Genomic DNA, 23,280 nt, shown 5'->3' with positions numbered 1-23,280 from the left:
CAAACACGTTTAAGCCTAGGTAATAATCAAGATTCGTGTATGTGGCTATGGATAGCCGAACACAAGTTTTTCTCAATTTTTTACCAGTTACATTTTTGACCCAGCTGTTTTGTTGTTTTTTTACAACCTCTATGCGTTCAAAAAACCCATCACCGTGCGTTTAATTTTCAGCGCATCTGGAGCCGGTAAATTCTCAAAAAATTCAACCGGCTTTCCGGTAGATTTAGAGGCGATGATGCAGGAATAACCAATTGTCATCTCGTTCATAATTGCTGTTTGACCACTGTTGTTGAATTTTTTGTCGGCATCCATAAGGTCTTTGGCACATAAATTCTCCATCCCCGATAAATCAACATCTTTATATTCTTGTCCTTCAAATTGATAAGGCTTTTTAAATTCAATTAGATATTCATTTTGATTTTGTTCTTCACTCATATTAAAACCTCAACTTTCTTAAATTTGGTCTCGTATTTCTGCCAGCTGATCTCTCCCATTGACATTAAAAATAAAATTGGTTTTGTCCAGTTCTAACAATGTTCGGCCATCTTCTTCTATCTTGATATATAGCAGTTCCAAGGTGTTCGTGGACTCGGTTGGTGTTCCAATCCCGAGGGTTCCCATCTCGTTTCCTTTCGGGATACCTCGAACGGTAATCTTCAGGCCTCGACTTCTTGTTTCTCCGCGTGCCATATCATAACTCTGCTGTGCCGCCCGCAAAACAATAGATCGCCCTCGATTTTCCATGAGAGTAAACGATGGATCGTGTAGCGTTCGAAAGGGTATTTCTAATGTGGTGCTGCTGAAATGCCCAGGCGTAGGAGATTCGTATTCACCAAGAATTCCGGCTCCTGATACTGTCTCCGACATGTTCTCCAGTGTCGGTAGTGTGACTTCTGCGGATACGCCCTTTAAAACATCTGTGTCATCATAGACGTTATAATTAATCACTTTTTCTGGAATAGTCATTATTCGCCACCTCCAAAGAGCGCATTAGTTAGCAGAGTAGGATCGAATTCAAGGTCATTTTCTATTACCCGTGCAGGCGTATAAAAAGCTACTCTTTGTTTGAATTTAATTACACCATCCAGAATGTCCGATGTCGGATTATCCTTTTGGCGGAATTCAATCGCAGCCCCTGCAATCTGTCCTTCTCCTTGAAGACTGTTCCCGCGAATGTTTTCACTATCTACAACTGACTCAATCAGGCGTGTATTCGTGGGATCATCTACTCGATCCAGGAAGGAAAGCATGAATGAGTTCCCCCACCAATCAAACATTCTGCGGACGGCTATAAATCGGTCTTTCACATCGATATTTTGCACTGTGTCATTATAAGCCGCCGTATTGTTCCCCCACGTTCTCCAACCGTTTAAGTTGATAGCTGTGAAAATGCCGTTCCCGTTCAACTCGTTTGCGGCCATCTGATCCAAATATACTTCTTCGCCGGCATCATTTACCATCGCGCTTATCGATATTTTTTTATTGGACGGTGACTTGTAAGGAACATTGTCATTCTCCGCATCCAATCGAACCATCAGGGCGGCAGCGATTGCACTGTACTGATACGTCTTTCCGGAAATTTTAGCTCGTGGCCAGCAGATAGTGGAAGACGAGTCATCGTAAAGTTTTGTATCTTTATCTGAAGCTGCATCATCTTTTGTATTACCCTTTACATCTAAGATGTTACCTGCGTTAAACCCGCCGTTTATGCCACGGCTTTTTAATACAAGTGTGGTTCCAATCTCCTCCTGATGAGACCAACCAGGAGCTGATAGCAACCCCGGATTCACACCTAGGCGAGGGAAAACCTGCTCAATAACTTCGATTCCTTGATAAGTCCCGTTCTCTGAATCATAGCCGCCTATAATGTCTTCTGAGGTAACAGATTCAGGGTCTAAATAGTCGTAGGTAACGGTTAAATCGGATCCGGTAATTGATCCGCTATCAAGAATGGAAATAACAACATGTCCGTCTTCATTAAAATCAGCTGTGTAATCTGTATCTTCTACATAGTTGGAACTCCCATCTCCTGCCGATACAGTCAGCGAGTTAAGAAGTACACCTTCTTTTTCAATGACTGCTTCTCCTTCACTGACATTGATGGTCACAGCAGATTCAGAGGCAGTATGATCCGTAGGATTGAGAACGTTGACAAATATGACAGGGCCGGCATTAATCCTGCGAAAGGAAGCGTCCATTTGCTGACATAGAGTGAACTTACTCCAATCCTCTGAATACCCAATTTCATTTTTCGCGCCATTCCAGTCGTTAACCTGGATTGGCTTATTTACCGCTTCAGACGGGTTATCCAATAGGTTGACAGGGGCCGTCCCAAAAACAACCAGACCGGTGCCTGCTTCTACAGGATCGACTACCTGCGTATCACTTTCTGTTGTATATATCCCATGCCGATATGCCATTATTCAGCTTCTCCTTTCTGGATAGCCTGCGAGTACTTAAATGCTTTTTTGTAAAGAGTACTTTCTTTTGTCCCGGATTTTTTTAGATTTTGAAAGGACTTCTTCAAATCTTTCGGATACACAAAAAGCGCCTTCACCGCGGCGCTTTTGTCAACATGTTCCTGAATTTTTGGAGGTAACTTCCCTCGAAAAATGGAGTTTTGTCGTAATTGATTTCCTATGCTTGGCCCAATGTAGATAACGGTTTCTTTTGTGCTGCTTTTGGCTGCTGTCTTGGCCCTAGAAGTGCTTGTTTTCTTGGCAGCAGAGGTCTTTGTCTCTTCAGTCATATTAAATCCCTCACGTCCTTTCTTTCAGTTTCCGGCATAATCCAATTTGTTTCGATGGTTCCGAAGTAAACAGGAAATGTATCTTCATCTTCATAGTCCCAGCGTAAAGGAAAATCACGTTCAAACGTCTTGTTCAATATGCGAAAATGATGCAGATTATTTACCACTTTTTGCACGATGTTTAACACGTCACGGTGTCCCTGATGGTTACCACTCTCATCATAGACAGCAATAACAATGAACACCTGAAGCTTCAAATGTCCGTCTTCTGACGATTCTTCTCCGTACCGTACCCGTGTCAAAATAAACGGAAAATGAGATATATCGCCGTCTCGACGTTCCGGTAAATGCTGCGTGTAAAAATTAAGGGGGATGGGGTCTGGTTCTTCCTCGCTTGGCGTAGGGTTTTCAAAGCGCATATGCTTTAAAACACCCTTCAACCGTTTGTCTAATTCGTCCTGGAGTTCGTGAGGTACCATGTTTACCCCCTTCCTTTTTCGTAAAGACGGAATATCTCATGATCTAAGCGTTCATAAAACGTTTCAACACCCTGATCATTAATTTCTTGACGAATTTCTTCGTTGTCGAGCATTTGAGGGACAGACGGACCAAATAATCTACTAATCGGAAGCCTTGACTTACCATGACGGCTAAACACTTTCGGTCCATTGATATCAGCTACAAATGCTCCCCGAACCTCTTTGGTGCTTCCCTTTTTTACGCCAATCTTGATTGGCTTTTTTCTTGTCGGATTCACCGTTTTTGGAGATACCTTAAAACGGTTTAAAGGAATCACCGATCCTTGTGATCGTACTTCTGTGCTTAAATCTCCTCTGCGTGCTTTCCCTTTTGAAAGGGTTTCCTTCACATCTCCGGCCTTTATTACATACTCTTTACGTATTTCTTTGCTGATGTTCGAACGAACGTTGGAAGAAGCGCGGTTAAGGGCATTAGAAATCGCATTGGGAGCTTTTTTCTGAAACGCTCCTAGTCTGCTTTGCACTTCTTCAAGTAGTTTTTCATCAACTTCTACCGACATTTTCATATGACGCTGTACCTCCTGAGAGTGATGGTATATACGTCATGGTCTTCCTGGTACTCAATGATAGTGTACAAGGATTTCCTTAGGTTCAGCCTCTGATCATGATATGGTTCGCCGAAGGCTTCAACAAAATCTCTCTTGGCCACATGAATAAGGAGCCCGTCTTCAGCGAGCCCCTCTTTCCCTTCTTTCAAGGCATGTCTTTTCAATAGATCGTCATCAGGAATCACAGTAAGTCTTTTCGTTTTCTTATTGTGGGTGATGTCAATCTCTTCCGCGAATTCATCCGTGTTAAAGAAGGTATCTAGATCTTCTTCAAGGTAATCTTTTAAACGGACCATTACGATTCACCGTCTGCTGATTCCGCTTCAACTTCTTCAACTTCTTCAGCTTCTTCAAATTCAGCAAGTACCGCTTCAGCTTTTTCTTCTGAAATAATACGATCAATCAACTTTTCTTCACCGATATTAGCGTTGAACTCTATGCCGTGATCAGTAGCAGCTTGTTTTAAATCAGAAAAATCAAGCTCACTGAGTTCTTGCTTGAGATCTTTGCTTTCATTGTTCTCAACGTTCTCAACGGGGTCGTTCGGTTCGTTCGCCTCTTCAGAACTTTCTCTCCCCGGCATAGAAGAAGCAGCCCTTAATGAAATGAGCCGCTCCGCATCCTCTTTGTTTACCTTTTCAAGTGTGTCTCCAATATCATAACTTTTTCCGTTATGCTTAATAGGCTGATTCGCATATAAATCCATATGTCACACCTCCTTAAATAACTGTTGCCACAAACCAGGAATCGATTTCGTGAGGTACAGGCACCGGCCGGCTGTTCATCTGAAGAATGCGAGCAGGCGGATCCTTCTGAATCCAAGAATCCGGAACACGCTCACTTTCATACGTGACGAACCCGTTTGTGTTTCTGTCAGTCAATGTTACAGCGCCGTACAGGAGAGAAGAACGAGCGTTTGATGAACCGAGCATAACCGTACCATCTGGAACCATCGGTTTTTCTATTCCTTCATCTTCATCAAAATACCATTCATCATAGCTGTAAATGTCCATACCCAACTCGCTTAAAGATCCAATATAAGTAACACCGTCAGGAAGCAAATCTGGATTGATTTGTCCAAGTGTTACACGCCGGGTGTCAAGTGTTTGACGTACTTTTGGGTGATTCACAAAAGTTGTAACAACATCGGAAGCCATGATAACGCGGTTAGGTGACACTCCTGATTTTCTTGTGACTTCACGCCGTTTCTCTTTGAGATATCCCATAGGGTCTGTTTCATACTGTCCATCTGTGTTTGCGTAATTATCCCACTTATCAGTGCCGCTCAAAGTCTCCATATTTGTGAATCCAAAGTCAAGAACAGCATCTACACCATCGCCTTTTACGTTTACTTTACCAGTAAACAAGACTTGAGCAATCATCCACTCAACACGCCGGGTAATGGCATCATCCAGATCTTCAATATCACGCGCTATCATTTCAGCAGCACGACGTTGTGGAGAACGACGAGAGTATACTTGTTCCCCTGGGGAACGATGATGGAGGTCTTCCCCCGTAATAATACGTTGAGGCTTAATCAATGGAGGCTTAAAACTTTGGGCTTCATATCCGCTTCGGTCCATAACTTGACCGGTTTTTCGAGGTGATACAAACGGAGCCATTTTCCTGCGTCCTTTAAAATAATCAACGTCCACATGCTCCGACCGAAACGTAATACTGTTCGGGAAAAAAGTGTCTCGTAAAAATGTGTGAGTCGGAATCATTTGTTCTACTGCTGCCAGCATGGTTCGAGTGTCATAAATATTGATTTGATCAGCCATAAATCGTCATCCTCTCTTTACTTATTAGTCTGCTGAAATGTTGGTTTTCAAAAATATTCCTTTGTCGCGAAGGGAAATGTAATGATCTGCTGCTGCATCGGAACCGCCGAATGTCAGTTTCTCTTCGTTAAATTCTCCTGTCAGATAGACGGCTCCGGGTAGCGCCTCGTTCGTAGCATCCACATCTCCTGCAAGCACACCAAAAGGTTCCTCACTTCCGTCTGTATTAGCAGAATCAACAGCAACTGCTTCATTATTCGTGTCAAGCCCCACTACAGTTCCACGTACCAGATTCTCACCGCTTTTTACGGTCACAGAATCCGTCACTACATCGGCTACCAATCCTGCAAAAAGATTATCATTTTGAAATTGCCCGTGGTTGGTTTGAAGATTTTCAGGCATTACTTCGCACCTCCTCGATTAGAATTAATGAAATCGGCAATACCTTTGCCTACCTTTTCAAAATCTTCATTTTTTTGTTCCTCTGACGACTTATCTTCCGGAGCTTCACCGCCAAAAATGTTATTTAATTCTCCGGCGTCCTCTTCTCTGTTTTTCAAGTAACTGCTGCCCTGTTCTTTTTGAGCCTTGATAATATCAACAGCCAGCTTTTCCGCAGAGTTTCTTGTTTCAAATTTTGCATTGTTAACAAGGGTTTCATTGCCTGGAATCTGCATTTCTTCAATGGCCTTAATGCGTTCGTTTTCTTGATCAGCGCCGGCTTTCATTGCTTGATTGTAGATTTCCGGGTATTTTTCTTTAAGCTCTTCCAGGTTCATAATCTTTTCCTCCTCGGTATTTGTTTTCGCTGTTTGACTGCCGGAATATGAAGAGATGTTTTTAAGTTTTGACAGGTCATGTTTGATGTTATTGACAATAAGATAATTGCCTTCTACTTTTGCAACGGCCTCGACCTCGTCTAAGAGTTCATCAGCAAATCCGTTTTCCACCGCTTCTTCTCCCGTCATCCACTTTTCTTCGTCCATAACATCGCTAATTTCCTGACGATCTTTTCCGGTTTTGTTTTCATATGCTGCGATAATGGTGTCCTTGACTCTATCAAGAACTTCCACAGTTTTTAGAAGGTCATTACGATTGCCGATAGTCATCATCAAAGGATTGTGAATCATCATCAATGCATTTTTTGGAATGTAGATTGTGTCCGCAGCCATCGGTATAAAAGAAGCTGCCGATGCTCCAATGCCATCAATGTAAGCTGTAATTTTTGCGTTATGGGAACGCAGCAAACTGTAAATAGCCTGAGCAGAAAATACATCCCCTCCCGAACTGTTGATTCGTAGATCAATTTCGGCCACTTCACCGACGCTTCTCAAATCTTCCGCAAAGGCATAGGCTGTAACGTCACTTTCTACAATTTGAAAAGGTTCAATATCACCATAAATAAACAATTCTGCCTTATCAGCAGAAATGTTTTTGATATCCCAGAATTTCTTGCCTTCATTAGTCGTCGCTGTCGTCTTCCCTGTCATCATCTTGATTCGATGCTGGGGGATCGGTTGGTTGAGATTGGTTCGGTTCACCTTGTTTCAGTCCTCCTTCCTCACGTAGTTTTTCTTCCATGACTCGTTTTCTATGATTAGTCTTCCAATCAGTGCCTGTGAGTTCTGTGGTTTCTCTTGTTCTTGTACTAAAACCACCCTTCACCCTTTTCTCAGCTGCATTCACCTCCTTCAACGGATCAAGCTGACCTTGAGAAGGTCCAGTCCACTCTGCAGCGCAATAGGCTTTTCTCATCAATGGGTCATCGAAAAAACCAGGAGCTTCAACACGCCCTTTGGCCACCGCTTCTGACAGCCATTCTTCATATATAGGCTGACAAAAATCATTAGCGAGCCAAGCACGACGCATTTTATACATCTTCCAAGCTTCCATTAGCGCTCCACGACTTGCTGAATAACTGGAGGTGAAGTGTTTAAGCAACACTTCATACGGAATTTCCAGTGCTGTTCCGATCTGGCGGCAAATAGAAGTGACAAACCCGTCAAAGTTTTGATTCGGACGACTTGGGTTGGATTCTTGTATTTCCTCTCCCGGAGCAAGACCTACAACAGATCCACTTCCGAGTTCGTATGTCCCATCATCTTCATCATCAACCTGCATATCATCAGGGATACTGGGGCCGTATGGTCCTTCATCAGGACTTTGTGATTTGATGAATACAGTATAAAACCCGTTCACCACAGCAGCCATTAGTTCCGCTTCTGTGTATCGTGATAATTGCTTTAATGATTCGATAACAGGAGCTAAAATGGGAACCCCTCGTCGTTGCTCCGGACGCTCTGATTCCATGAGATGAATGATATTCTGTCGTCCAGTTTTCTCGCCGAACTTCAAAACTCTTTTCCATTCCTGTGGCGCAGAAAAGTGGATAGAGTTTGGATGATGCTGCGCGATATGATAGGCAATCACTTCGCCAAAATCAGCAATTTCCACCCCATTAATAATTTTGTTGTTAAAATACGACACACCCTTAGAGTCATTTGGAGTATCAATACGATCTGCTTCAATCAAATAAATGCGGGTGTCATATATTGCCCCCTTCCTTTTTATAATGGGGAGCAAGGAGAATACATCTCCACTCATCAGCCATGACAAAAAAGCCAATTGCTGCAGTTCGTAAAAATTATTCATCCGTTGCGCGTCGCAGTTAATGCTATCTGCCCAGTGGGAAAACTCCCGCTCTACTTTCGAAGACCATTCTTCCGCCTCTTCCTGAGTCATACCCAAATACTCATGATCCGGCTGTGCGTTTAGTTTTAGCCCGGAACCTACTACGCTGGTCCGAATTGCTTTCAAAGCTCCGGCGGCCAATGGAGAACCCATATACAAGTCACGGGAACGCGTTCTAAGTTGATCTACATTCCTTTCTATATCTTCAATGGCAGATCCCGCTGCTGCTATCCATCCGGCCAAGCTCGTTTTTTCAGCATTCGCCCCATGGGAACCATATCCTTGGTTCAACACTTTGGCGCTTTTTCTACCTTTCACCCTTCGCTGCGTGGGAGCATTCTGTTTAGTCAATAACCACCCCTCCCTTCTCTACATATCGCGTGGGATAACTCTCGTAACTTTACGTTTTCCTTTACCTTCCGCTTTAGCCAACTCCATGCGCCAAAACGTTATTTGTTTTCTGATTTCCGGGAGATTAGCGCGCGTTAAACTCCGATTAGCTGTGCTGTAAGATTGACCGGTTGTAACAGCCAATTCAGCATCCAGCCAGGCATTAAGGTGTTTCTCTGCTCGTTCTTTTGTAAATGTGCTCATTCTATCACCTCACAAAAAAAGAACTCTGTATGATGAGTTCTAAATGCTTGCGCCACGGGAATGCGTCCTTTTTCTTCTTCGCTTTTTAGGTTGCTGCGCCGGCGTGAATTCTTCGTCCAGGTTAGGATTTAATATTTCTATCGCTGCAGTGTTATACACCCGGAGGTCAATCGGTTCGTTACGATCCCGAACCTGCTTCCAAACATTATACGGGATTCCTTCGCGATACCGCGTGACCAATTTTTCAGCTGTCAGCCCTTCAAAATAGGATTTGTTGTACCCTTTTCCTACTGGAAAGTGACAGAATCCGGGTCCGGTTTCTAACTGCTGCAAACGTGACATGACTTTCGCTTTCCCTTCATCAACACCAAGGTGAAACAAGAATACTTTCAACCCTTTGATTTCCTTGTATCCATTCACAAGAGGTATATATTGATTTTGTCCACCCTGCCCCTTGATCGGGAAAATACGTCTGCTTTTACGTGGGGCACAGAATTTGTATACTTCCTGTGTGAAATGGCCGCCGCTGTCTATACATGCTCCTGCAATTCCGCATTCCTTTCCCTGACTATCCTTCCATGTTCGTGATAGATATGCATCAAGGTCATTCCACGGAGTCATTGTATTGAGGTCCCCAAATATTTGATGATACTCAATACCCCATGATTCTTTCCCGGCTCCCCAGCCTACAACTTCAATTTCAAAACGATCATCTTGAACGTCTACAGCTGCGGTCAGTATTTTCACACCAGACGGAACATCTGCCTCGTATCCTTCAGCGCGTTTCAACAACTCGTCTTCTTCCAGCTGTTCACCTTCTTCTTCCCATGACTCACCCAGCGAGGTATTCACCCATACCTTTAAGGATTCCGGACCCTTTGATTTGGCTTCCAAAAAGTCATCAATAACCTTCTTCCACGGGCTCCATGGGGATAACAGTTCATTCAAGTGGAAACTCCGGAAGTTAGCGTCAGGATTCTGAGCAACCCACATTCCCTTTGCATCTTTCCATTCATATTCATTGTGCAGCGTCCCACAATGTTTGCAGGCGTGGGAGGCTGATTCAAACTTTATCTGCTGCCAGCGTAACGGTTGATATTCACCGCAGGAAGGGCATGGCAAATTCCAAAGTTCCTGTGTCCCAAGGTTATATTCCGCTTCAATTCGAGAAGCATTCTTCACGGTTGGTGTAGACACAATTACTTCTTTGCTATTGTAAAAGTTATTCGTCCGCTTCTGAGCTAGGGATAACGGGTCGCCTTCTGTTCCTGCACTAACCGGAAAACGGTCTACCTCATCAGCCAGCAGTATACGGATCGGTCTGGAAGATAGTCCGCTTGGTGCATTCGCTCCTACCAATGCAATATACCCTCCGGTAAAAGCTTTCTGGAGTGTGGTATTACCTCCATCCCTTGTTTTTGACTCAGCTACTTTATTCCGAATGGCCGGCGTGTCACGGATCATCGGAGAAAGCCTTTCTTTTGAAAAATCTTTTGCAAGCTGTTCTGTTGGCATAAGAAGAAGAATTGGAGATGGATCAAAGTCAATGTGGTATCCTACCGCATTTAACAGTATCTCGGTTTTCCCCACCTGCGAACTTGCCATGACGACAATCTTTTTCAACTCCGGATCCAGCATGGAGTCCAGTATTTCTCTTTGATACGGTGCGCGGTCTGTTCTCCATTGTCCAGGCTCCGCAGAAGATTCGCTGGATAACCTACGGTATGAATCCGCCCATTCTGATACAGTAAGATCCGGAGGCGGAGAGAGTATCTCTTTTGTTAATCTTTTAAACAGCTTTGAGGTGCTGTTATTCTTCCTGCTTACGCTCATAAGCCTCCGGACCTTCTTCCATTAGAGCCACTTCCGATTCCGGATCTTCCTCTTCCTCTTCCAAATACAGCTTGTCTTTGCTTTGATCGAAGAATACATACGGATCGTATTCAGATAGTTCGTTTAAAGCTTCGTAAATACCGTCTTTGAGCTTCTCTTTAATAGGCGGTATTTCCGTTTTACCCAGTACCTGGGGAGCATATTTTGATGGAAAAGACAGAAGACGAGCCCGAAAAGCGCCAAGCATATCACTCATTACTCTTTCTACGTCTTTTCCACGATGCAGCTCGCCACGCATAATTTTAACTTCCAGCTCTGTCTTTTCTCTTTTTGCCCTGGTCCATTTAGCTGCCTCTTTATTCTTATCGAGATCATCTTCCGTCTGCATTTTTTCCATTTTGTATTCAAAATAGGAATTTATAGAAGAAGGTAGATCAAATTTCCCATGAGACACGCGTACAAGCGCTTTTTCCTGCACTAATTGCTGAATTCTTCGCTTCGATAAACCAAGGATTTCGCTAATTTCAGCTGTTGTCACAAGATAGTTATTTTCTTTTAAATCCTTGCGTGCCATGGCATTTCATCACCTCCTAAATTATTTCCCAGAATGACGGACGCTTGAAAGCGAAATGGCCTTAAAAACGCAGAAACTGGGCAATTTTCGGGCTCGTATGCACCCGCAGGGGTTTAAGATACCCAGAAGGACCCGTTTTTCTGTATCCCTTGCGCCCCAAGGCTTAGAGGGGTTTAAGGCAAGTGAGGGGGTGCTCCCTTTTAGAAAAATTTTGCTTTTGCATTGATTCAAAAAAACAGAACAAAAATACTATGAAGAATTCCTTGACTTTTCACTATCCACAGATATAATGAGTTATCCACGAATGAATCATATCAGGTATTCTGTTTCTTTTTATCAATACTCAAAACACCTGCCACAACAATCCTTATCTCTCTTTCCTAACTGAACGAAACACAACGTTCACTATGGTTCATTGTGGGTATAAGAAAGCCTGAATACCTCTATTTTTATAACCCTGTGGGTATCTTGAACGAGCTCATAGCATTATCCATCGCATCCTGATTCACGCCGATATACTTCAACGTTGTGCTGGGATACGAATGATTGAAAAGCTCCTGCAGCATGGCTACATCTTTCTTCTGCTTGTAGAAGTGATAACCGAAGGTTTTACGAAGTGTATGCGTCCCAACTTCTCCTTGTCCGGCGTAGTCTGCAGCTTCTCTCAATACTCTATAAGCTGCGGAACGTTGAATAGGTTTGTTCCTTCCTTTCCGGCTCTGGAACAAATAATCATCATGCTGCATGTTACGCATATACTCTTTCAGGTATGGAAACAGTTCAGGGGTAATCCGTATGCGTTTCTGTTTCCTGGTCTTCTGCTCCATAATTCTGATGTAGTGACCCTGTATATGCTTTACCTGCAGGTTGAGGATGTCGCTTATTCGTAATCCGGTATTAATGCCAAGAACAAACAGAACATAATCGCGCTCGTTCTTCTCTTTGAGGTACTCTTTCATCATTTCAATTTTCGCAGGATCTCGAATCGGTTGTACGTAATTCACATATAACCACGCTCCTATATAATCCTTCTTATCTATTGCGTGCTTTCGGGCGACAAAAAGCCGGCTAATTTGCCGGCGCTATTCGATGGGATATAATCTTTTGCTCGCATCTGGTGATCATGTTGTTTACTGTCCCCTTTGAAACATTTAGAAGCCGCGCCACTTCTTCGCGCGGAAGCGCTTCGCCCCGAACCATTAAATAAGCATCACGTTCTCTATCTGTCAGGACTTCCAGCGCTTCTTGTATACGTTGCTTATCATCTTCACTAGTTCCGGTGTGCCCAGTAGTAGTATTGCTGACGTAGCTTTGTATGTGTAATGGATCCACAGCAACTTCTCTTTCGTACGCTGCCCGTCTTTCAATGCCCCTTGTGTTGCCCGGATTGTACCCCAACCTCATCCAGTCAATAGCATATGTCAGATCTGATATCATTCGCTTGAAATGAAAGGCATCTTCTTCATTAGCAGTTATTAAAGCTTTTTTCAAATCAGACCGAGTTATTTTATATTCGTCCAGTAAATCTTTCATAATAACTGCCTCCCTTTTATATACATAAAAAAGGAGCACTAACTATAGAGCAGTCGTTATCTGCTCCATAATCAGTGCCCCTGCGTTCATCGCTCAGGACTATTGAATTTTTATGCACTTTCAAACATTAAATGTATTCTTGGCCATTTATTCTTTCTCTCTTGCTTCGGATCACATCTAAGACTTTGCCGTCTTTCCAAACGATCTCGTCATTTCCGTGGCCGCATTCAGGAGCTTTCATTGTTGTAAGCTTCCCATTTTTGACGACATAGGCAGCGTCTTCTTTCAGGCTAATTTCTTGTTTTAAATCGAAATCTCCCATGTTTGCCCTCCCCGGGTTGTGTTAAAATAAATGTGCGACAGTCGTTCCGAGAGGGGCGGCTTCTTCATTCAACAACTTCTAATCGAGACTTGTAACTTCGTACTATCTGTATAACTCTGATATCTTCGGGCTTTACACCACTCTTTAATAATTCATCAGCTTTCCTATCAGCTTCTTTGAAATTTTTCACTTCACAATAATCGGCCCAATACGGTTGGCCAATAACAAGGTGACGATAACTTTGTACAATATACTTCATCTCTTTATCCCCCTATTTAAGATAATCTTCTACTTTCGTAAAATAAAACTCATGCTCTTCGTCTCTATAGATTTTCATTGTGACTGGAGTGTTGTTCTCGTATGAATGGTGAAGAATTTCTTCTGCTTCGCTTAATGAACATTCATAAGCTCTGAAGATCGCATCGCGGTGTGCAGCCCAAGTCATAAAATCCGATTTCCTAGAATTTCTTTTCTCGGGAACAACAGCTTTCACATAACAATGTACAGGTTCTTGTTTCGTATCAATCCATGCTGAGGCGGCCGGATTGAAATAATGGAGAGACTCTATAAGATCCAGTTGTACCATCATCGGCATCCTCCCCGTTCAACTTTTGCAGTGAATCAATCAAATCAATAGACTCTTGAGACTTAATCCAACATATTGGCCCATATCCTCTAACACGGCTGATACTGTCAGTTAACGATCTCCCACATCGTATACAGTGCTTATTTCCAATAGTAAGACCTCCAATTAATATCCGGCTTCCTGTCTTTCATGATTGGTCATGTTCTTTTCCATATAGGCCTGTTCTACCTGACTCCAAGTGAAATCTAAGTTTTTTAGACCAAAATCTATAAAACTATGAAGCATTAAATAGTAAATGGCTTTATCGTTTTTGGCTTTGTTCAGCTTAGAAGCTTGTTCAAACAGAAAATTAAAAGCTCTTGTGGTGTCAGGTATCACATTTACGCTGGTGTAGTTGTAATTGTTTGCTCCGATTTCGATACCAATCGACAGGATGAAGTGCAGGCAGTCTACGTATTCTTCTAGGAGTAGATTGTTGAAATGAACACCGCAACCATCGCAGTTACCGCAGAATGTCCTTTCAATGAATGGCAAATGGGGATTCGTATATCCTTGACCATCGCATACTTCGCAAACATTCTTTGGATTAGGCCCCCATATTCTAGGCTCCCGATCGTTACTCCACATCTTAAAACCACGCCATTCGTTTGCGAGCTCCCCTAATTCCACCTGTAAAGCCAGTATTCTCTTCGGTAGCAAATCCTCCCCTTCCAGCCCTTTTTCTTGCACTATTCTTTCATCCAATTCGCGCTGCTTCTCAACCATTTCGTTTAAATTCACATTACATCATCCTTTTTGAAGTTAGGTTTTCCTCGATTTTTCTTTTTACCGTTTGGCTTTTTCTTAATGTGCTTAACCACTGTTTCCAAGTCTACAGCTTCCCATGTAGACATCCGGGTAGAGCAGGTATCGCATTGACGACGACGACGCCATAAACCGGATTTCCTTTTGCTCGTCATTAAACGCGGACCTTCGAGAACATACAGACGACCTCTACAGTTTTTTACGGGGCAATTCATCCAGCCACTCCTTTTGCTTCAACGTTTCCAAGTACACCAGCGCGTCTATCAGTTCGTCCTGTGCATGCTCAATCCAGCCTGTCACACTGTAGTCGTCCGGATTGACCGTTTTCCCGTATTTTTCAAGGTCTTTCTTCGTCTGTTTGTCTAGCCTCTCTTTGATGTTTCGTAACACCGCATTTTCTGCATTGATCTCATCCGTTATACCCTGCCATCTATCCCATTCCTTTTTCTTTATTGTCATGCTTCCTCGGCCTCCCTCTTATTGCATGTAATCGTCGATCATACCAGCGCACCATCAATCAGAAGAATGGAGTAATCTTCATCATTAAAGTGTCTTTTCTTCTCGGTAATGGCGGTTTTCTCTTCCCCTTCTCCTGCTGCCATTGAAAATTTGATAATTGCTGTATCTCGATCTATTTCATCCATTTCTTTCATCAGGGATCCTTCTTCGCCTTCGTCGCCAGCAACACTATTGATATACTCTTTCACTGCTTCGTTTTCATCCTCTGCTTTTATCATGGCGTAATAAGGGTGGTGAATTTCGTAATATCTCATCATTTATTCCTCCTATTTGATAATCATCAAGACCCTGCGATAATCAAAAATTCGCCTTGCCATCTCCTCTGTCAAAGATGGTGTCTACATATTGCGTCAACTCTTTCTCGCGCTTTCGTCCAATCCATGCACTCTCGGTGTGCATGTCGCAGCTATCCCCTTCATAGACATCATACTCTTGAACCAAGCAGAAGGAGAAAACGCCCGCATGAAGGCTGAAATGATAGCATGTTCTACATATTTTCGTTTCTTCACCGGCTGGCTTGAAATTGTGTGCCATGCTTATTCCTCCTTCGCGTAATCGTCGCTATGAGAATTAATCATTTATAGTTTTTGCTGAATCAGACACCAGCTTTATTTCATGGAACAAACCAGATTCTTCATAAGCAGAACGTCCTTCATCATAGGCTTCCTCAGGTGTATCAAACTTTTCCATGATGAAACTATCTAACACAATCGCATATTTCATTTTCATTTCTCCTTTCGGTATGCGTATTAATAGTTATCTTCTATAAAGTCAATTGCCGCCGCAAAACCAGCTTGCCAGTGTAACAATTCCTTACTATTCGGAGGTTGTTTATCGGTGACAGTGGACAGACCGTCAATTATTTCTTGGCGATATGATTTCAACCTCATAGCGTCATTTATAATCCGTTCAAACGTAGCTGATTCTGGGTAAGGCAACCTTTTGAAGTGATTGAAGTAATCTTTTATTTCCGAAAGGGAGGCTGTCTCACCGTTGATTTTGCTTAGTTCCTCGGCTTGTTTTTCCCACGCTTCCCATTTTTCAGCCATATCGCTCATATCCAATCATCCTTTCTTAATTCTCATATTCCGTCGTATACGTAATAATTCAGCTCTTTATCCTGCCGTTTTCTTTCGCTTCATCCACTTCGCTTTGCTTCGCGTATCTCAACATCCCTGTTATTAAACTTTTTTGCACTTCAGGCATGTTCCATTCACCTACACGGAGGTCATTTATCGTATTATTCGGGTCTGTGGATAGACAGACATAATTGTAGTTCGTTTCATCAGTTTCTCGTTCGGGATTCTGTTTATTCACTTTACGTAGTAACTTTTTGAACACTTTTTTCACTCCTTCGATAATCCGTCATTTAAGAATGTTTCTTTAAAATTTTCATAATCTCAATCGCCTTGCGACCTCGGACACTTTCCCTGTTCCAAAACTGGACGTAGGCTCCCTTTTCTTTCCCATGTCCACAGCAGGCGTTCATCACACCTATCAACGTTCCTAAGCACCCATCATGCCCTTCTGCCGTTTCCTTTTGTCCGCAGTGTCCGCATTTTCTTTTGACGTACTCTTTGCAACCTTGTTCTTTGCTTACTACTGTTGATTCCTTGGTGTCGCTATACACCCATCCCGTGCCGTTATGCTCTATCGGATGTCCGTTTAAAAAAGATCTTGCAGTCATAGGTCCCTCCTTTGTGATCGTAGTCCGTCAGATGTGCTCTTATTGACTTGGCTGTCCATTAGCTAAAGGTCCTTGAACCGACACTATATGAAGAGCTTGGCTTTCAGAGAAACCAGCCTGAACTAATTCATCAAAGTAGGCCTTTTGCAATTTCGCAAATTCCACATATAATTCCATTTGCAAAGGTACAGCCTCTTTTACAGCATCAACCTGATTACCAATGTCTTGCTTCTTTCCGTTGACAAGTCTCATTTTTAAATTCTCCTTTCCACGTCAACTACTCCTGTTTTGGCAATTGCCGCAAGTTAACGGGTTTTCCATCAAACCTGCTTGTTTGTCAATATGCCAGTCTTGAGGAAAGAAATTTACGTCCTCTTTCCTCCCACACTGGCTGCAGACAATCATCATGCGCTCACTTCCCTACTTTGTTTGCAATCGAAGCAATATTTCTTTTTACTCTGTCCCTGTTTCCAGTAAATATTGATTTCTTTGTTACATTCGCTGCATGTAGTTTTCACTCGAGCCTGATGGTCTGTCCATGGAGCAACTTCTTCTTTGTCTTGTTGAGCTTTTTTTAACGCTTCTCCGACTGACGATAAATGATTGTCGGTCGTCTTTTGCAGAGGGAGTTTCTTAGTTGTATCAGATTCTCGCTCGTCCTCAGAAGTGTTGGTTACACTCGTATTTGTCATTGACTTTTCTTGTTTAGCTTCCGAATCTTCAACCAACCGGTCAGCTCTGAAATAATTTCCGAATCTATCACGACTCAGATTGCCTCCAGCGGGATTAGCTTTTCGCTTCAAATGAGGAGTTTTACATTTGCTGCAGTACACTTTCTTGTTATGAGCAATATAATGCTGTTCTCTGTTATGGCAGCCTTCTTTCTTACACCAAAGGAAGGTTTGATAGAGTGGAATCCCATTTTCCATCTTTATGCCTTGATGTATCTCTTCAGCGTCATTTATTGGATCCGGATTTTCTTCAGATTCATCGGATCCAATAAAGGTCATGGCTCGGTTAATCAATTGCTGTCGTTCTCCGGAAGAAAGCTGCGACAATTCAAATGACACTTCCCTGGAACCATCTTTAAAGCGTATCTTTTCGTTGGTATTACTCGGCTCTGTTTCAATGGGTTTAAACATTTTTAACCTCCATCACTTCAGGAATCCGTACTCTCTCCCGTTCCAATTCACTCACCGTCAATTCATTCAGCAACCGTCCGTCCAGAGCAAGGAAAAAACCCTTCTGCTCAAGATCCTTTATGATTACTTGCCGTCTAAGCTCCATCCTTATCCCTCCTCCGGTAAATACATCACGCATTGCTTGTTTCCTTGCTCCGTACGAGGTATCAATTTATCCAGGTAATTATCTTCTACGTTGCATAAGTCGTAATTGTCAGCCAAGTGCATACCCCATATCGGGCACCCATCTTCTTCTCGCTGTGTCCAGTTTTTGCAGTTGGAGCAATAACGTTCAAAATATGCTGCCCCCGCTGTTCCGTTTGGGAAATATCCCATGCTATCCCTCCATCTATTTCCTATAAATCCAGCAGTCTCATATATTAATTGCTTACTGTTTGCCCCATCATGTTAGTTGGGGTGGTGTGCACGTTTTTCTTCATGTCGCGTAATAAACGTTCATTCTCCCGATATATTTCCATCAACTGCCCTTTGCGCACTTCCCACAGCTCGTCCGGCATTTTCCGTCCGCGAATATAAATCGCAGATTCGACCACTTTTCTCACCCCCGGAACAATATGTTTTCCATCTCTTCTGCTTCTTTTCGGCTCTCTTGGTCACGAATACTTTCTTCCGGCATTGGGATCTCTACAACCATCTTGCGTATTCTGCTACTTATTCGGTCTGAAGCATAAACGCCGTCCAAATCCGACAATGAATAGTTTGAAGAGAAAATGGTCACTTTGTTTTTCTCCAACCGTTTATCAAAAATATCCGTCAGCGTTCGTTCAACCCACCCGTTTTTATCGTCGATGTTTTCAACACCAAGGTCATCAACAACTAATAAGTCAGATGTTCTGAATTTATCTATCACTTGCTCTGTATCTACATTTGGAATAAAAGTGCTTTTAATTTCTCCGAGCAAGTCATCTGCCTTTTTGTAAATGGCATGAAGTTGTGGGTGCTGCGAATTAATAGCATTGGTTATGCTGCTGATTAATCGAGTCTTCCCAGATCCCTTTGTATTACTGTGAAAGTATAGCCCCTTCCCTTCGTCGCGGAATTTATCAAAGTGCCAAACAAAGTTTTTGGACGCCTTAAATGCTAGATTAATGATCTCCTGAGATTCAGGTAGTACATAGACGTCCTTTTTGAAATTATTGAGCTTGGCATCTTTGAAATTCTCGGGCACGGCTGCTTCTTCGGCTCGTTTGTCCATAAGCTGCTTGCGGTAGTCATAGCATTCGCAGGGGCTGTAGTAATCTCTTTTCGTAGACTGCGTCTGCGACCAATCCTTCCAGAGAATCCACCCTGACCCATCACACTCGGAGTGTGGACATTCATTCGCTGGAGTCGTCTGTTTGATTGGCCCTTTCTCCTTCAGCGATTTTTTGGCGTCTTCGTATCGTTTCTGAAATTCCGGTCTCATCAACGCCATTTCCTGCATTGCCTTTTCCGCGCTGGTGAAGTCCTCCACGTTGACGCCCTCCCTTTTTATATTGGAACTGCTTTTCTAGCGCTTCCGCATCGGATACCGTTTGAACATTTTGTTGCTGCCAATTACTTAGAATCGCTTCGACATACCTGAAATTCCGTTTCCCCTGCGTTACGGCTGCCTCCATGGCCTTGATTAAAAGGGCATCGGCCTCTTGAAACTGCTGGTGCCAATAATCGAATCTGTCAGCCAAGAATCCGGATATCATCCCGAATCCATTTTCTTCAAAAAACTCGGCAGGTGATTTACGCGCGCGGTCGTCGTTGTCATTATAATTCTCTGTAGTAATCTCTGTAGTAATCTCTGGTATTGCTGTTTCATTTGGTAACTCCGGGTTCCCTTTCGGTAAATTCGAAGTTACATTTTGTAAATACGAAAGGTCGATACGGTAACCGTCTAAGGAATAACCAATATCGTGCAGATCGTGCTGTATTTTTAGCAGGTCCACTCGATACTGTTTAGTGCGGTCCCAGTCATACATTGGGTTCCTCCGTTCCTGGAGCCATCCTTGTTCAACGAGTTTTTTAAGATAGTCCCGCATAGCCTTTTTTGAGACATCCAGCATTGTTTCATCCGAAAGATCTTCTGCCCTTTTGTAAATCCAACCGTTGATTGGCTGCATCTGATGGTCTTGATGTAAGCGCTGGTTTTCTTCTTGTATGAACTGCTCAAAATCTTTAATTCGCTCTGACCAATAGATCATCTGATTTAATGTGATAGCCAGCTTATAATCGCCGGTTAACTGGACTAACTCTTCTTTTATCATCACACGCTTTAGCCGTTTCACTAACGTTCACCTCTCGTCTCCCCAAAATTGGAGAGTGCCCATTCATTAACGATCTGTATAGCATCATGATAGTGTTTGTCTGAAATATCTCTGTATGACCTGACCCCAAAGTTATGGCGCAGGTCTCTGTATAGTGCAGAGAAATATTTAGCTCTTGCTTTGTTGCTAATGCTTGGATAAAGATGGTGAATGCGTTCTTTGACACTCTGATTCAATTTGTTCTGCTGATCTGAATTGAGCGTGACCCTGTCCTCATAAATCTCCAGCAGTTTTCCTACATTCGAACTCTCCAAGAAATTTTGTTGAGTCTCCAAATATGTGCGTGTCCTGTTGAATTCATTGATATATCGCTCTTTGAACCGATCAGCCTTCTCTCCGTTGTAACCCATGCAGAGAAAAGCAAAGCCGTCGTAACTGACGATAAACAGCGGCATCTTTCTTCCCTGCTGGTTTTCATAAGACGATTCTCCAAAATTGGATAGTCGGAATTCATCGGAACATCTTAAAGACCTTATATCGCGCAGCACTTTATCGTGACGTTTCTCGAAAGCTTCTGCGATGCGTATGCTATCTGTGGCCGGTCGGTTGTTCTGATCGACAAAAACCAGCTCTTTGTAATCTAAATCTTCCTGCATGCCTTCTCCTCCCTTCAAAACAATGTCATCTGTTCAGCCACTGCTGGCGGCTCGTCCTCTATCACATCAAACCGTGAAGCCTGCATAACAGCGCAATAGGCACTCTCGGATTTAATGTGCTCATGATAGACATAAACAACATCACCAGTTTCAGAGAGAGGACGGATCCAGAAGACATTGCCCTTTCCTAACTCCGGAATATCATCGATTAACTTCGCTTTCTTTCTAAGCATGCTGCTTCAACCCTTTCACGATTGAATAAAACTGCAGCAACTCCAGTGATTCAATCAACCTGTTAGTTGTAACTTGCAATTTCATCTCATTGAAATCAGGGGTAAACAGTTCCTCGGAGTATTTCTCGATAAGAGCCAAGTCTCTGCTTAGAAACGCCGTGTCTCGATGCTCCTGAAGTTTCTTCTTATACCTTTTGAAATCCGTTTGTTCTAACTCCTCCAGGACCTTATAAAGGTTATCCAGTGTTTCATAATTCTGAATCAAAGGGTATGCTGCTTTATCTCCTACGCCTTTGACGCCTGGAATGTTGTCTGAACTGTCACCTAGCAATGCTTTCACGTCAGCCCACTGATCAGGACGGACACCGTGTTGTTGAATGATAGTGTCTGAAGTAATGGACTCATAATTGTTCTTTTTCCGAACAATCTGCGTGGTTTGACCGGACACAAGCTGGTACAGGTCCTTATCATTCGATATGATGTAACAGTCCTGCTTGGTGCGTTCTTCCCACATGCGCGCCAATGTCCCAATCACGTCATCAGCTTCAATCTCAGGGTTGGAATACTGTGCAATGCCTATCTGCGTAAGAAAATCTTGCGTGATGGAGAATTGTTCTTTTAGCTGTGGTTCTGTTGCTTTCCGCTGGGCTTTGTAATCGTGGTACATACGTTTTCGGAAGGTGTCTCTTCCTTCATCCCAAGCTACTGCAACGTGACTCGGTTTTGAACGCTGTAACAATTCGATGAGACGTTTTACGAAGATGTACACGCCATTGGTAGGTCTACCATCAACAGTTTGCATAGCGTTTGAATTGGTAGCATAGTATCCAGTGGTAAGGATATTGGATCCATCAACCAATATAAGCCGTTCATTACGGTTCTTCATTGGGGTTACGTTTTGCGGCTGTCGCTGCCTTTTCGCCGTTGAAAAGGAAATGGCGTTTTCCATCTGATTAATATGGAATCGCAATTCGTAAGTAGGATTGGCTGATACCCATCCCAAAAGTTTTTGGATTGAATCTCTGTAAGCTTTTGCCGAGGCTGACAGAGGTAATTCATGAGATGCAACGTCGTAACTCTCTGAATTCTTTTCTGACCTGGAAAGGACTAGCTTTGGCATATCTGAAATCATTTCGAGATTGATTTCATACACTGCGGTATCTTCCAGGTGATGTGTTTTTGAAAGCAACGATTTTATGCAGCATACAGCACTTTTATAAGTGCAATGTGCAGGAAATACCACGAATAAATGATCCATGATGACCTCCTTTCTGGAGATATGCAGCGTACATTTGTTTAGTTTTCATCTGTTATTGCATGTCTTTCATTGATCATTCTGAAGTAAACGGATAGTCGTGCTGCCCTTCTATTACGCCTCCTCTCCGTCCAGGAAAACTGTCTTTTACGTAGTTCTGTGGCCTTCTTATCAAGGAAAAGGAATCGGTGTTCTGTGCTTTTTTCGGCAAGAATCAAGTCAATCACTCCTTTCAATAGATTAATAGGGTGCGGTTGCACCGCGGGACTGCGAGCGAAGAGAGGAGGAGGTAATGCGCCAAGAAACGAAACTTTATGTGCTCGCAGCCCTGCGGTGAAACCGGTCAACCCAGCCGGCTTCACCTAAGGAGGGTAATGGCATGGTGCATAGCTGCACCCCTGAAGGCGTAACGTGTATACCCTCAGGGGCAAAGCTATGGAAGCCTTGCCTTATCAAAGAAATCATGATATATTTTTAATAGCGCATATTTGTTTAGTTTTTATCTCTTGCTGATCGTTGCCGCGGTCAGCATTTTTTGTGTGCCGTTCCATCATGTGTCCGACTGTCACTATGTTCCTTATTTCTGTTGAATAAGGGACACTCCCCATCTTTGTGTGTAAGTCTCCATCCTGCACATAATCCAGCAATTCAGCGCTTATTTTATTTGCAATTCTCATAAGTACCTCCCGATATTGTTGTCTTCTAAATCTTTTAAAACTTGAAACGTTTCCTTATGAACTTTCTCTACAAATACCTCATCACAAAATCCCATGTAATTAACTACAAAAATGTAAACAGAAGTGAAAAGAATCACTGTATTCGACTTGTTATGAATATAAGCTTTTTCAAACCCTTCGGTGGTGTAGAAAATACCTTCTATTTTTTTCTTTTGAAGTTCTGGTAGTTCTTTAAGTTGCTCCATGAACTCCCCCAAATT

At 42.9% G+C, this 23,280-nt stretch carries 40 protein-coding genes; all 40 read right to left on the bottom strand.

The window, feature by feature from the left end; genetic code table 11:
* Nucleotides 1-129: 129 nt before the first annotated feature.
* Entirely contained in the window at nucleotides 130-435 is a 306-nt protein-coding gene (locus tag BM124_RS02770; RefSeq protein WP_093335123.1) for a phage tail assembly protein, read from the bottom strand.
* A gap of 18 nt (nucleotides 436-453) precedes the next feature.
* The gene (locus tag BM124_RS02765) at nucleotides 454-966 is read right to left on the bottom strand and encodes a phage major tail tube protein (RefSeq protein ID WP_093335122.1); all 513 of its coding nucleotides are present in this window, start codon (nucleotides 964-966) and stop codon (nucleotides 454-456) included.
* On the bottom strand, nucleotides 966-2,420 hold the full coding sequence (locus BM124_RS02760; RefSeq protein WP_093335121.1) for a phage tail sheath family protein: 1,455 nt from the start codon (nucleotides 2,418-2,420) through the stop codon (nucleotides 966-968). Before BM124_RS02760 ends, BM124_RS02765 begins: the two co-directional genes overlap by 1 nt.
* Entirely contained in the window at nucleotides 2,420-2,749 is a 330-nt protein-coding gene (locus BM124_RS02755) for a hypothetical protein (protein ID WP_093335120.1), read from the bottom strand. Before BM124_RS02755 ends, BM124_RS02760 begins: the two co-directional genes overlap by 1 nt.
* Entirely contained in the window at nucleotides 2,746-3,051 is a 306-nt protein-coding gene (locus tag BM124_RS18720; RefSeq protein WP_170840925.1) for a hypothetical protein, read from the bottom strand. Before BM124_RS18720 ends, BM124_RS02755 begins: the two co-directional genes overlap by 4 nt.
* A 179-nt stretch (nucleotides 3,052-3,230) precedes the next feature.
* Nucleotides 3,231-3,794, bottom strand: a complete 564-nt coding sequence (locus tag BM124_RS02745; RefSeq protein WP_244504203.1) for a phage tail protein — start codon at nucleotides 3,792-3,794, stop codon at nucleotides 3,231-3,233.
* Entirely contained in the window at nucleotides 3,791-4,132 is a 342-nt protein-coding gene (locus BM124_RS02740; RefSeq protein ID WP_093335118.1) for a hypothetical protein, read from the bottom strand. The genes BM124_RS02745 and BM124_RS02740 overlap by 4 nt, the downstream gene beginning before the upstream one ends.
* The gene (locus tag BM124_RS02735; protein WP_093335117.1) at nucleotides 4,132-4,542 is read right to left on the bottom strand and encodes a DUF7210 family protein; all 411 of its coding nucleotides are present in this window, start codon (nucleotides 4,540-4,542) and stop codon (nucleotides 4,132-4,134) included. Before BM124_RS02735 ends, BM124_RS02740 begins: the two co-directional genes overlap by 1 nt.
* 13 nt (nucleotides 4,543-4,555) lie before the next feature.
* Nucleotides 4,556-5,617, bottom strand: a complete 1,062-nt coding sequence (locus tag BM124_RS02730; RefSeq protein WP_093335116.1) for a major capsid protein — start codon at nucleotides 5,615-5,617, stop codon at nucleotides 4,556-4,558.
* Between the two features lie 24 nt (nucleotides 5,618-5,641).
* A complete protein-coding gene (locus tag BM124_RS02725) occupies nucleotides 5,642-6,019 on the bottom strand; it encodes a head decoration protein (protein WP_093335115.1) in 378 nt (125 codons plus the stop codon).
* Nucleotides 6,019-7,158 (bottom strand): head maturation protease, ClpP-related, encoded by a 1,140-nt coding sequence (locus BM124_RS02720; protein ID WP_139217054.1) that lies wholly within the window; start codon nucleotides 7,156-7,158, stop codon nucleotides 6,019-6,021. The genes BM124_RS02725 and BM124_RS02720 overlap by 1 nt, the downstream gene beginning before the upstream one ends.
* Nucleotides 7,079-8,659 (bottom strand): phage portal protein, encoded by a 1,581-nt coding sequence (locus BM124_RS02715; RefSeq protein WP_093335113.1) that lies wholly within the window; start codon nucleotides 8,657-8,659, stop codon nucleotides 7,079-7,081. The genes BM124_RS02720 and BM124_RS02715 overlap by 80 nt, the downstream gene beginning before the upstream one ends.
* Before the next feature lie 18 nt (nucleotides 8,660-8,677).
* Nucleotides 8,678-8,902, bottom strand: a complete 225-nt coding sequence (locus tag BM124_RS02710; RefSeq protein ID WP_093335112.1) for a DUF6148 family protein — start codon at nucleotides 8,900-8,902, stop codon at nucleotides 8,678-8,680.
* Between the two features lie 39 nt (nucleotides 8,903-8,941).
* On the bottom strand, nucleotides 8,942-10,735 hold the full coding sequence (locus BM124_RS02705; protein WP_093335111.1) for a phage terminase large subunit family protein: 1,794 nt from the start codon (nucleotides 10,733-10,735) through the stop codon (nucleotides 8,942-8,944).
* Nucleotides 10,713-11,309, bottom strand: coding sequence for a hypothetical protein (locus BM124_RS02700; protein WP_093335110.1), 597 nt, complete (start codon nucleotides 11,307-11,309; stop codon nucleotides 10,713-10,715). The genes BM124_RS02705 and BM124_RS02700 overlap by 23 nt, the downstream gene beginning before the upstream one ends.
* A gap of 449 nt (nucleotides 11,310-11,758) precedes the next feature.
* Nucleotides 11,759-12,313, bottom strand: coding sequence for a site-specific integrase (locus BM124_RS02695; protein WP_093335109.1), 555 nt, complete (start codon nucleotides 12,311-12,313; stop codon nucleotides 11,759-11,761).
* A gap of 64 nt (nucleotides 12,314-12,377) precedes the next feature.
* A complete protein-coding gene (locus BM124_RS02690; RefSeq protein ID WP_093335108.1) occupies nucleotides 12,378-12,842 on the bottom strand; it encodes a sigma factor-like helix-turn-helix DNA-binding protein in 465 nt (154 codons plus the stop codon).
* Nucleotides 12,843-12,969: 127 nt separating this feature from the next.
* Nucleotides 12,970-13,164 (bottom strand): DUF3954 domain-containing protein, encoded by a 195-nt coding sequence (locus BM124_RS02685; RefSeq protein ID WP_093335107.1) that lies wholly within the window; start codon nucleotides 13,162-13,164, stop codon nucleotides 12,970-12,972.
* 64 nt (nucleotides 13,165-13,228) lie between these two features.
* Nucleotides 13,229-13,423 carry a hypothetical protein gene (locus BM124_RS02680; protein ID WP_093335106.1) on the bottom strand — a complete coding sequence of 65 codons (195 nt, stop codon included), beginning with the start codon at nucleotides 13,421-13,423 and terminating at the stop codon, nucleotides 13,229-13,231.
* 12 nt (nucleotides 13,424-13,435) lie between these two features.
* Nucleotides 13,436-13,753, bottom strand: a complete 318-nt coding sequence (locus BM124_RS02675; protein ID WP_093335105.1) for a hypothetical protein — start codon at nucleotides 13,751-13,753, stop codon at nucleotides 13,436-13,438.
* A complete protein-coding gene (locus tag BM124_RS19635) occupies nucleotides 13,686-13,883 on the bottom strand; it encodes a DUF6011 domain-containing protein (protein WP_425288498.1) in 198 nt (65 codons plus the stop codon). Before BM124_RS19635 ends, BM124_RS02675 begins: the two co-directional genes overlap by 68 nt.
* Before the next feature lie 32 nt (nucleotides 13,884-13,915).
* Complete coding sequence (locus BM124_RS02670) at nucleotides 13,916-14,530, bottom strand: dUTP diphosphatase (protein ID WP_093335104.1); 615 nt, start codon at nucleotides 14,528-14,530, stop codon at nucleotides 13,916-13,918.
* 213 nt (nucleotides 14,531-14,743) lie between these two features.
* A complete protein-coding gene (locus BM124_RS02665) occupies nucleotides 14,744-15,013 on the bottom strand; it encodes a hypothetical protein (RefSeq protein WP_093335103.1) in 270 nt (89 codons plus the stop codon).
* Nucleotides 15,014-15,051: 38 nt separating this feature from the next.
* Nucleotides 15,052-15,327, bottom strand: a complete 276-nt coding sequence (locus tag BM124_RS02660) for a hypothetical protein (protein WP_093335102.1) — start codon at nucleotides 15,325-15,327, stop codon at nucleotides 15,052-15,054.
* Between the two features lie 43 nt (nucleotides 15,328-15,370).
* Nucleotides 15,371-15,607 carry a hypothetical protein gene (locus BM124_RS02655; protein ID WP_093335101.1) on the bottom strand — a complete coding sequence of 79 codons (237 nt, stop codon included), beginning with the start codon at nucleotides 15,605-15,607 and terminating at the stop codon, nucleotides 15,371-15,373.
* Between the two features lie 36 nt (nucleotides 15,608-15,643).
* A complete protein-coding gene (locus BM124_RS18715) occupies nucleotides 15,644-15,796 on the bottom strand; it encodes a hypothetical protein (RefSeq protein ID WP_170840924.1) in 153 nt (50 codons plus the stop codon).
* Nucleotides 15,797-15,822: 26 nt separating this feature from the next.
* The gene (locus BM124_RS02650; protein ID WP_093335100.1) at nucleotides 15,823-16,131 is read right to left on the bottom strand and encodes a hypothetical protein; all 309 of its coding nucleotides are present in this window, start codon (nucleotides 16,129-16,131) and stop codon (nucleotides 15,823-15,825) included.
* Between the two features lie 49 nt (nucleotides 16,132-16,180).
* Nucleotides 16,181-16,414 (bottom strand): hypothetical protein, encoded by a 234-nt coding sequence (locus BM124_RS02645; RefSeq protein ID WP_093335099.1) that lies wholly within the window; start codon nucleotides 16,412-16,414, stop codon nucleotides 16,181-16,183.
* Between the two features lie 28 nt (nucleotides 16,415-16,442).
* Entirely contained in the window at nucleotides 16,443-16,760 is a 318-nt protein-coding gene (locus BM124_RS02640) for a hypothetical protein (protein WP_093335098.1), read from the bottom strand.
* 39 nt (nucleotides 16,761-16,799) lie between these two features.
* Nucleotides 16,800-17,012 carry a hypothetical protein gene (locus BM124_RS02635; RefSeq protein ID WP_093335097.1) on the bottom strand — a complete coding sequence of 71 codons (213 nt, stop codon included), beginning with the start codon at nucleotides 17,010-17,012 and terminating at the stop codon, nucleotides 16,800-16,802.
* Nucleotides 17,013-17,164: 152 nt separating this feature from the next.
* Nucleotides 17,165-17,902: a hypothetical protein gene (locus tag BM124_RS02630; RefSeq protein WP_093335096.1), complete on the bottom strand. Its 738-nt coding sequence runs from the start codon at nucleotides 17,900-17,902 to the stop codon at nucleotides 17,165-17,167.
* Entirely contained in the window at nucleotides 17,895-18,047 is a 153-nt protein-coding gene (locus tag BM124_RS18500) for a Fur-regulated basic protein FbpA (protein ID WP_170840923.1), read from the bottom strand. Before BM124_RS18500 ends, BM124_RS02630 begins: the two co-directional genes overlap by 8 nt.
* A gap of 274 nt (nucleotides 18,048-18,321) precedes the next feature.
* Nucleotides 18,322-18,495: a hypothetical protein gene (locus BM124_RS18710; RefSeq protein ID WP_170840922.1), complete on the bottom strand. Its 174-nt coding sequence runs from the start codon at nucleotides 18,493-18,495 to the stop codon at nucleotides 18,322-18,324.
* Nucleotides 18,496-18,500: 5 nt separating this feature from the next.
* Entirely contained in the window at nucleotides 18,501-19,157 is a 657-nt protein-coding gene (locus tag BM124_RS02620) for a DnaA ATPase domain-containing protein (protein ID WP_170840921.1), read from the bottom strand.
* 121 nt (nucleotides 19,158-19,278) lie between these two features.
* Complete coding sequence (locus BM124_RS02615) at nucleotides 19,279-20,220, bottom strand: DnaD domain-containing protein (protein ID WP_093335093.1); 942 nt, start codon at nucleotides 20,218-20,220, stop codon at nucleotides 19,279-19,281.
* On the bottom strand, nucleotides 20,220-20,855 hold the full coding sequence (locus BM124_RS18705) for a Rha family transcriptional regulator (RefSeq protein WP_170840920.1): 636 nt from the start codon (nucleotides 20,853-20,855) through the stop codon (nucleotides 20,220-20,222). The genes BM124_RS02615 and BM124_RS18705 overlap by 1 nt, the downstream gene beginning before the upstream one ends.
* A 14-nt stretch (nucleotides 20,856-20,869) precedes the next feature.
* Entirely contained in the window at nucleotides 20,870-21,088 is a 219-nt protein-coding gene (locus BM124_RS02605) for a hypothetical protein (protein ID WP_093335092.1), read from the bottom strand.
* Nucleotides 21,081-22,346 (bottom strand): 5'-3' exonuclease, encoded by a 1,266-nt coding sequence (locus BM124_RS02600; protein WP_093335091.1) that lies wholly within the window; start codon nucleotides 22,344-22,346, stop codon nucleotides 21,081-21,083. The genes BM124_RS02605 and BM124_RS02600 overlap by 8 nt, the downstream gene beginning before the upstream one ends.
* A 458-nt stretch (nucleotides 22,347-22,804) precedes the next feature.
* On the bottom strand, nucleotides 22,805-23,020 hold the full coding sequence (locus tag BM124_RS02590) for a hypothetical protein (protein ID WP_093335089.1): 216 nt from the start codon (nucleotides 23,018-23,020) through the stop codon (nucleotides 22,805-22,807).
* Complete coding sequence (locus tag BM124_RS02585) at nucleotides 23,017-23,265, bottom strand: hypothetical protein (RefSeq protein WP_139217050.1); 249 nt, start codon at nucleotides 23,263-23,265, stop codon at nucleotides 23,017-23,019. Before BM124_RS02585 ends, BM124_RS02590 begins: the two co-directional genes overlap by 4 nt.
* Nucleotides 23,266-23,280: the final 15 nt, after the last annotated feature.

The sequence above is a fragment of the Salibacterium halotolerans genome, assembly GCF_900115625.1.
Taxonomy (GTDB): domain Bacteria; phylum Bacillota; class Bacilli; order Bacillales; family Marinococcaceae; genus Salibacterium; species Salibacterium halotolerans.
The sequence above is the reverse complement of the archived record's forward strand: the minus strand, read 5'-3'. Positions and strand labels throughout refer to the sequence as shown.

What these genes read in the sequence shown, in the direction of transcription:
- BM124_RS02640 (WP_093335098.1), bottom strand. Translation starts at nt 16,760, where the DNA reads ATGACTGCAAGATCTTTTTTAAACGGACATCCGATAGAGCATAACGGC.
- BM124_RS02735 (WP_093335117.1), bottom strand. Translation starts at nt 4,542, where the DNA reads ATGGATTTATATGCGAATCAGCCTATTAAGCATAACGGAAAAAGTTAT.
- BM124_RS02685 (WP_093335107.1), bottom strand. Translation starts at nt 13,164, where the DNA reads ATGGGAGATTTCGATTTAAAACAAGAAATTAGCCTGAAAGAAGACGCT.
- BM124_RS02600 (WP_093335091.1), bottom strand. Translation starts at nt 22,346, where the DNA reads ATGGATCATTTATTCGTGGTATTTCCTGCACATTGCACTTATAAAAGT.
- BM124_RS02740 (WP_093335118.1), bottom strand. Translation starts at nt 4,132, where the DNA reads ATGGTCCGTTTAAAAGATTACCTTGAAGAAGATCTAGATACCTTCTTT.
- BM124_RS02650 (WP_093335100.1), bottom strand. Translation starts at nt 16,131, where the DNA reads ATGAGCGATATGGCTGAAAAATGGGAAGCGTGGGAAAAACAAGCCGAG.
- BM124_RS02585 (WP_139217050.1), bottom strand. Translation starts at nt 23,265, where the DNA reads ATGGAGCAACTTAAAGAACTACCAGAACTTCAAAAGAAAAAAATAGAA.
- BM124_RS02725 (WP_093335115.1), bottom strand. Translation starts at nt 6,019, where the DNA reads ATGCCTGAAAATCTTCAAACCAACCACGGGCAATTTCAAAATGATAAT.
- BM124_RS02730 (WP_093335116.1), bottom strand. Translation starts at nt 5,617, where the DNA reads ATGGCTGATCAAATCAATATTTATGACACTCGAACCATGCTGGCAGCA.
- BM124_RS02760 (WP_093335121.1), bottom strand. Translation starts at nt 2,420, where the DNA reads ATGGCATATCGGCATGGGATATATACAACAGAAAGTGATACGCAGGTA.
- BM124_RS02635 (WP_093335097.1), bottom strand. Translation starts at nt 17,012, where the DNA reads ATGAGACTTGTCAACGGAAAGAAGCAAGACATTGGTAATCAGGTTGAT.
- BM124_RS02745 (WP_244504203.1), bottom strand. Translation starts at nt 3,794, where the DNA reads ATGAAAATGTCGGTAGAAGTTGATGAAAAACTACTTGAAGAAGTGCAA.
- BM124_RS02690 (WP_093335108.1), bottom strand. Translation starts at nt 12,842, where the DNA reads ATGAAAGATTTACTGGACGAATATAAAATAACTCGGTCTGATTTGAAA.
- BM124_RS02705 (WP_093335111.1), bottom strand. Translation starts at nt 10,735, where the DNA reads ATGAGCGTAAGCAGGAAGAATAACAGCACCTCAAAGCTGTTTAAAAGA.
- BM124_RS02620 (WP_170840921.1), bottom strand. Translation starts at nt 19,157, where the DNA reads ATGGACAAACGAGCCGAAGAAGCAGCCGTGCCCGAGAATTTCAAAGAT.
- BM124_RS02660 (WP_093335102.1), bottom strand. Translation starts at nt 15,327, where the DNA reads ATGAGATATTACGAAATTCACCACCCTTATTACGCCATGATAAAAGCA.
- BM124_RS02630 (WP_093335096.1), bottom strand. Translation starts at nt 17,902, where the DNA reads ATGTTTAAACCCATTGAAACAGAGCCGAGTAATACCAACGAAAAGATA.
- BM124_RS02710 (WP_093335112.1), bottom strand. Translation starts at nt 8,902, where the DNA reads ATGAGCACATTTACAAAAGAACGAGCAGAGAAACACCTTAATGCCTGG.
- BM124_RS02765 (WP_093335122.1), bottom strand. Translation starts at nt 966, where the DNA reads ATGACTATTCCAGAAAAAGTGATTAATTATAACGTCTATGATGACACA.
- BM124_RS02675 (WP_093335105.1), bottom strand. Translation starts at nt 13,753, where the DNA reads ATGATGGTACAACTGGATCTTATAGAGTCTCTCCATTATTTCAATCCG.
- BM124_RS02755 (WP_093335120.1), bottom strand. Translation starts at nt 2,749, where the DNA reads ATGACTGAAGAGACAAAGACCTCTGCTGCCAAGAAAACAAGCACTTCT.
- BM124_RS02665 (WP_093335103.1), bottom strand. Translation starts at nt 15,013, where the DNA reads ATGACAATAAAGAAAAAGGAATGGGATAGATGGCAGGGTATAACGGAT.
- BM124_RS18715 (WP_170840924.1), bottom strand. Translation starts at nt 15,796, where the DNA reads ATGAAATATGCGATTGTGTTAGATAGTTTCATCATGGAAAAGTTTGAT.
- BM124_RS02680 (WP_093335106.1), bottom strand. Translation starts at nt 13,423, where the DNA reads ATGAAGTATATTGTACAAAGTTATCGTCACCTTGTTATTGGCCAACCG.
- BM124_RS18500 (WP_170840923.1), bottom strand. Translation starts at nt 18,047, where the DNA reads ATGGAGCTTAGACGGCAAGTAATCATAAAGGATCTTGAGCAGAAGGGT.
- BM124_RS02590 (WP_093335089.1), bottom strand. Translation starts at nt 23,020, where the DNA reads ATGAGAATTGCAAATAAAATAAGCGCTGAATTGCTGGATTATGTGCAG.
- BM124_RS02655 (WP_093335101.1), bottom strand. Translation starts at nt 15,607, where the DNA reads ATGGCACACAATTTCAAGCCAGCCGGTGAAGAAACGAAAATATGTAGA.
- BM124_RS02770 (WP_093335123.1), bottom strand. Translation starts at nt 435, where the DNA reads ATGAGTGAAGAACAAAATCAAAATGAATATCTAATTGAATTTAAAAAG.
- BM124_RS02605 (WP_093335092.1), bottom strand. Translation starts at nt 21,088, where the DNA reads ATGCTTAGAAAGAAAGCGAAGTTAATCGATGATATTCCGGAGTTAGGA.
- BM124_RS18705 (WP_170840920.1), bottom strand. Translation starts at nt 20,855, where the DNA reads ATGCAGGAAGATTTAGATTACAAAGAGCTGGTTTTTGTCGATCAGAAC.
- BM124_RS02700 (WP_093335110.1), bottom strand. Translation starts at nt 11,309, where the DNA reads ATGGCACGCAAGGATTTAAAAGAAAATAACTATCTTGTGACAACAGCT.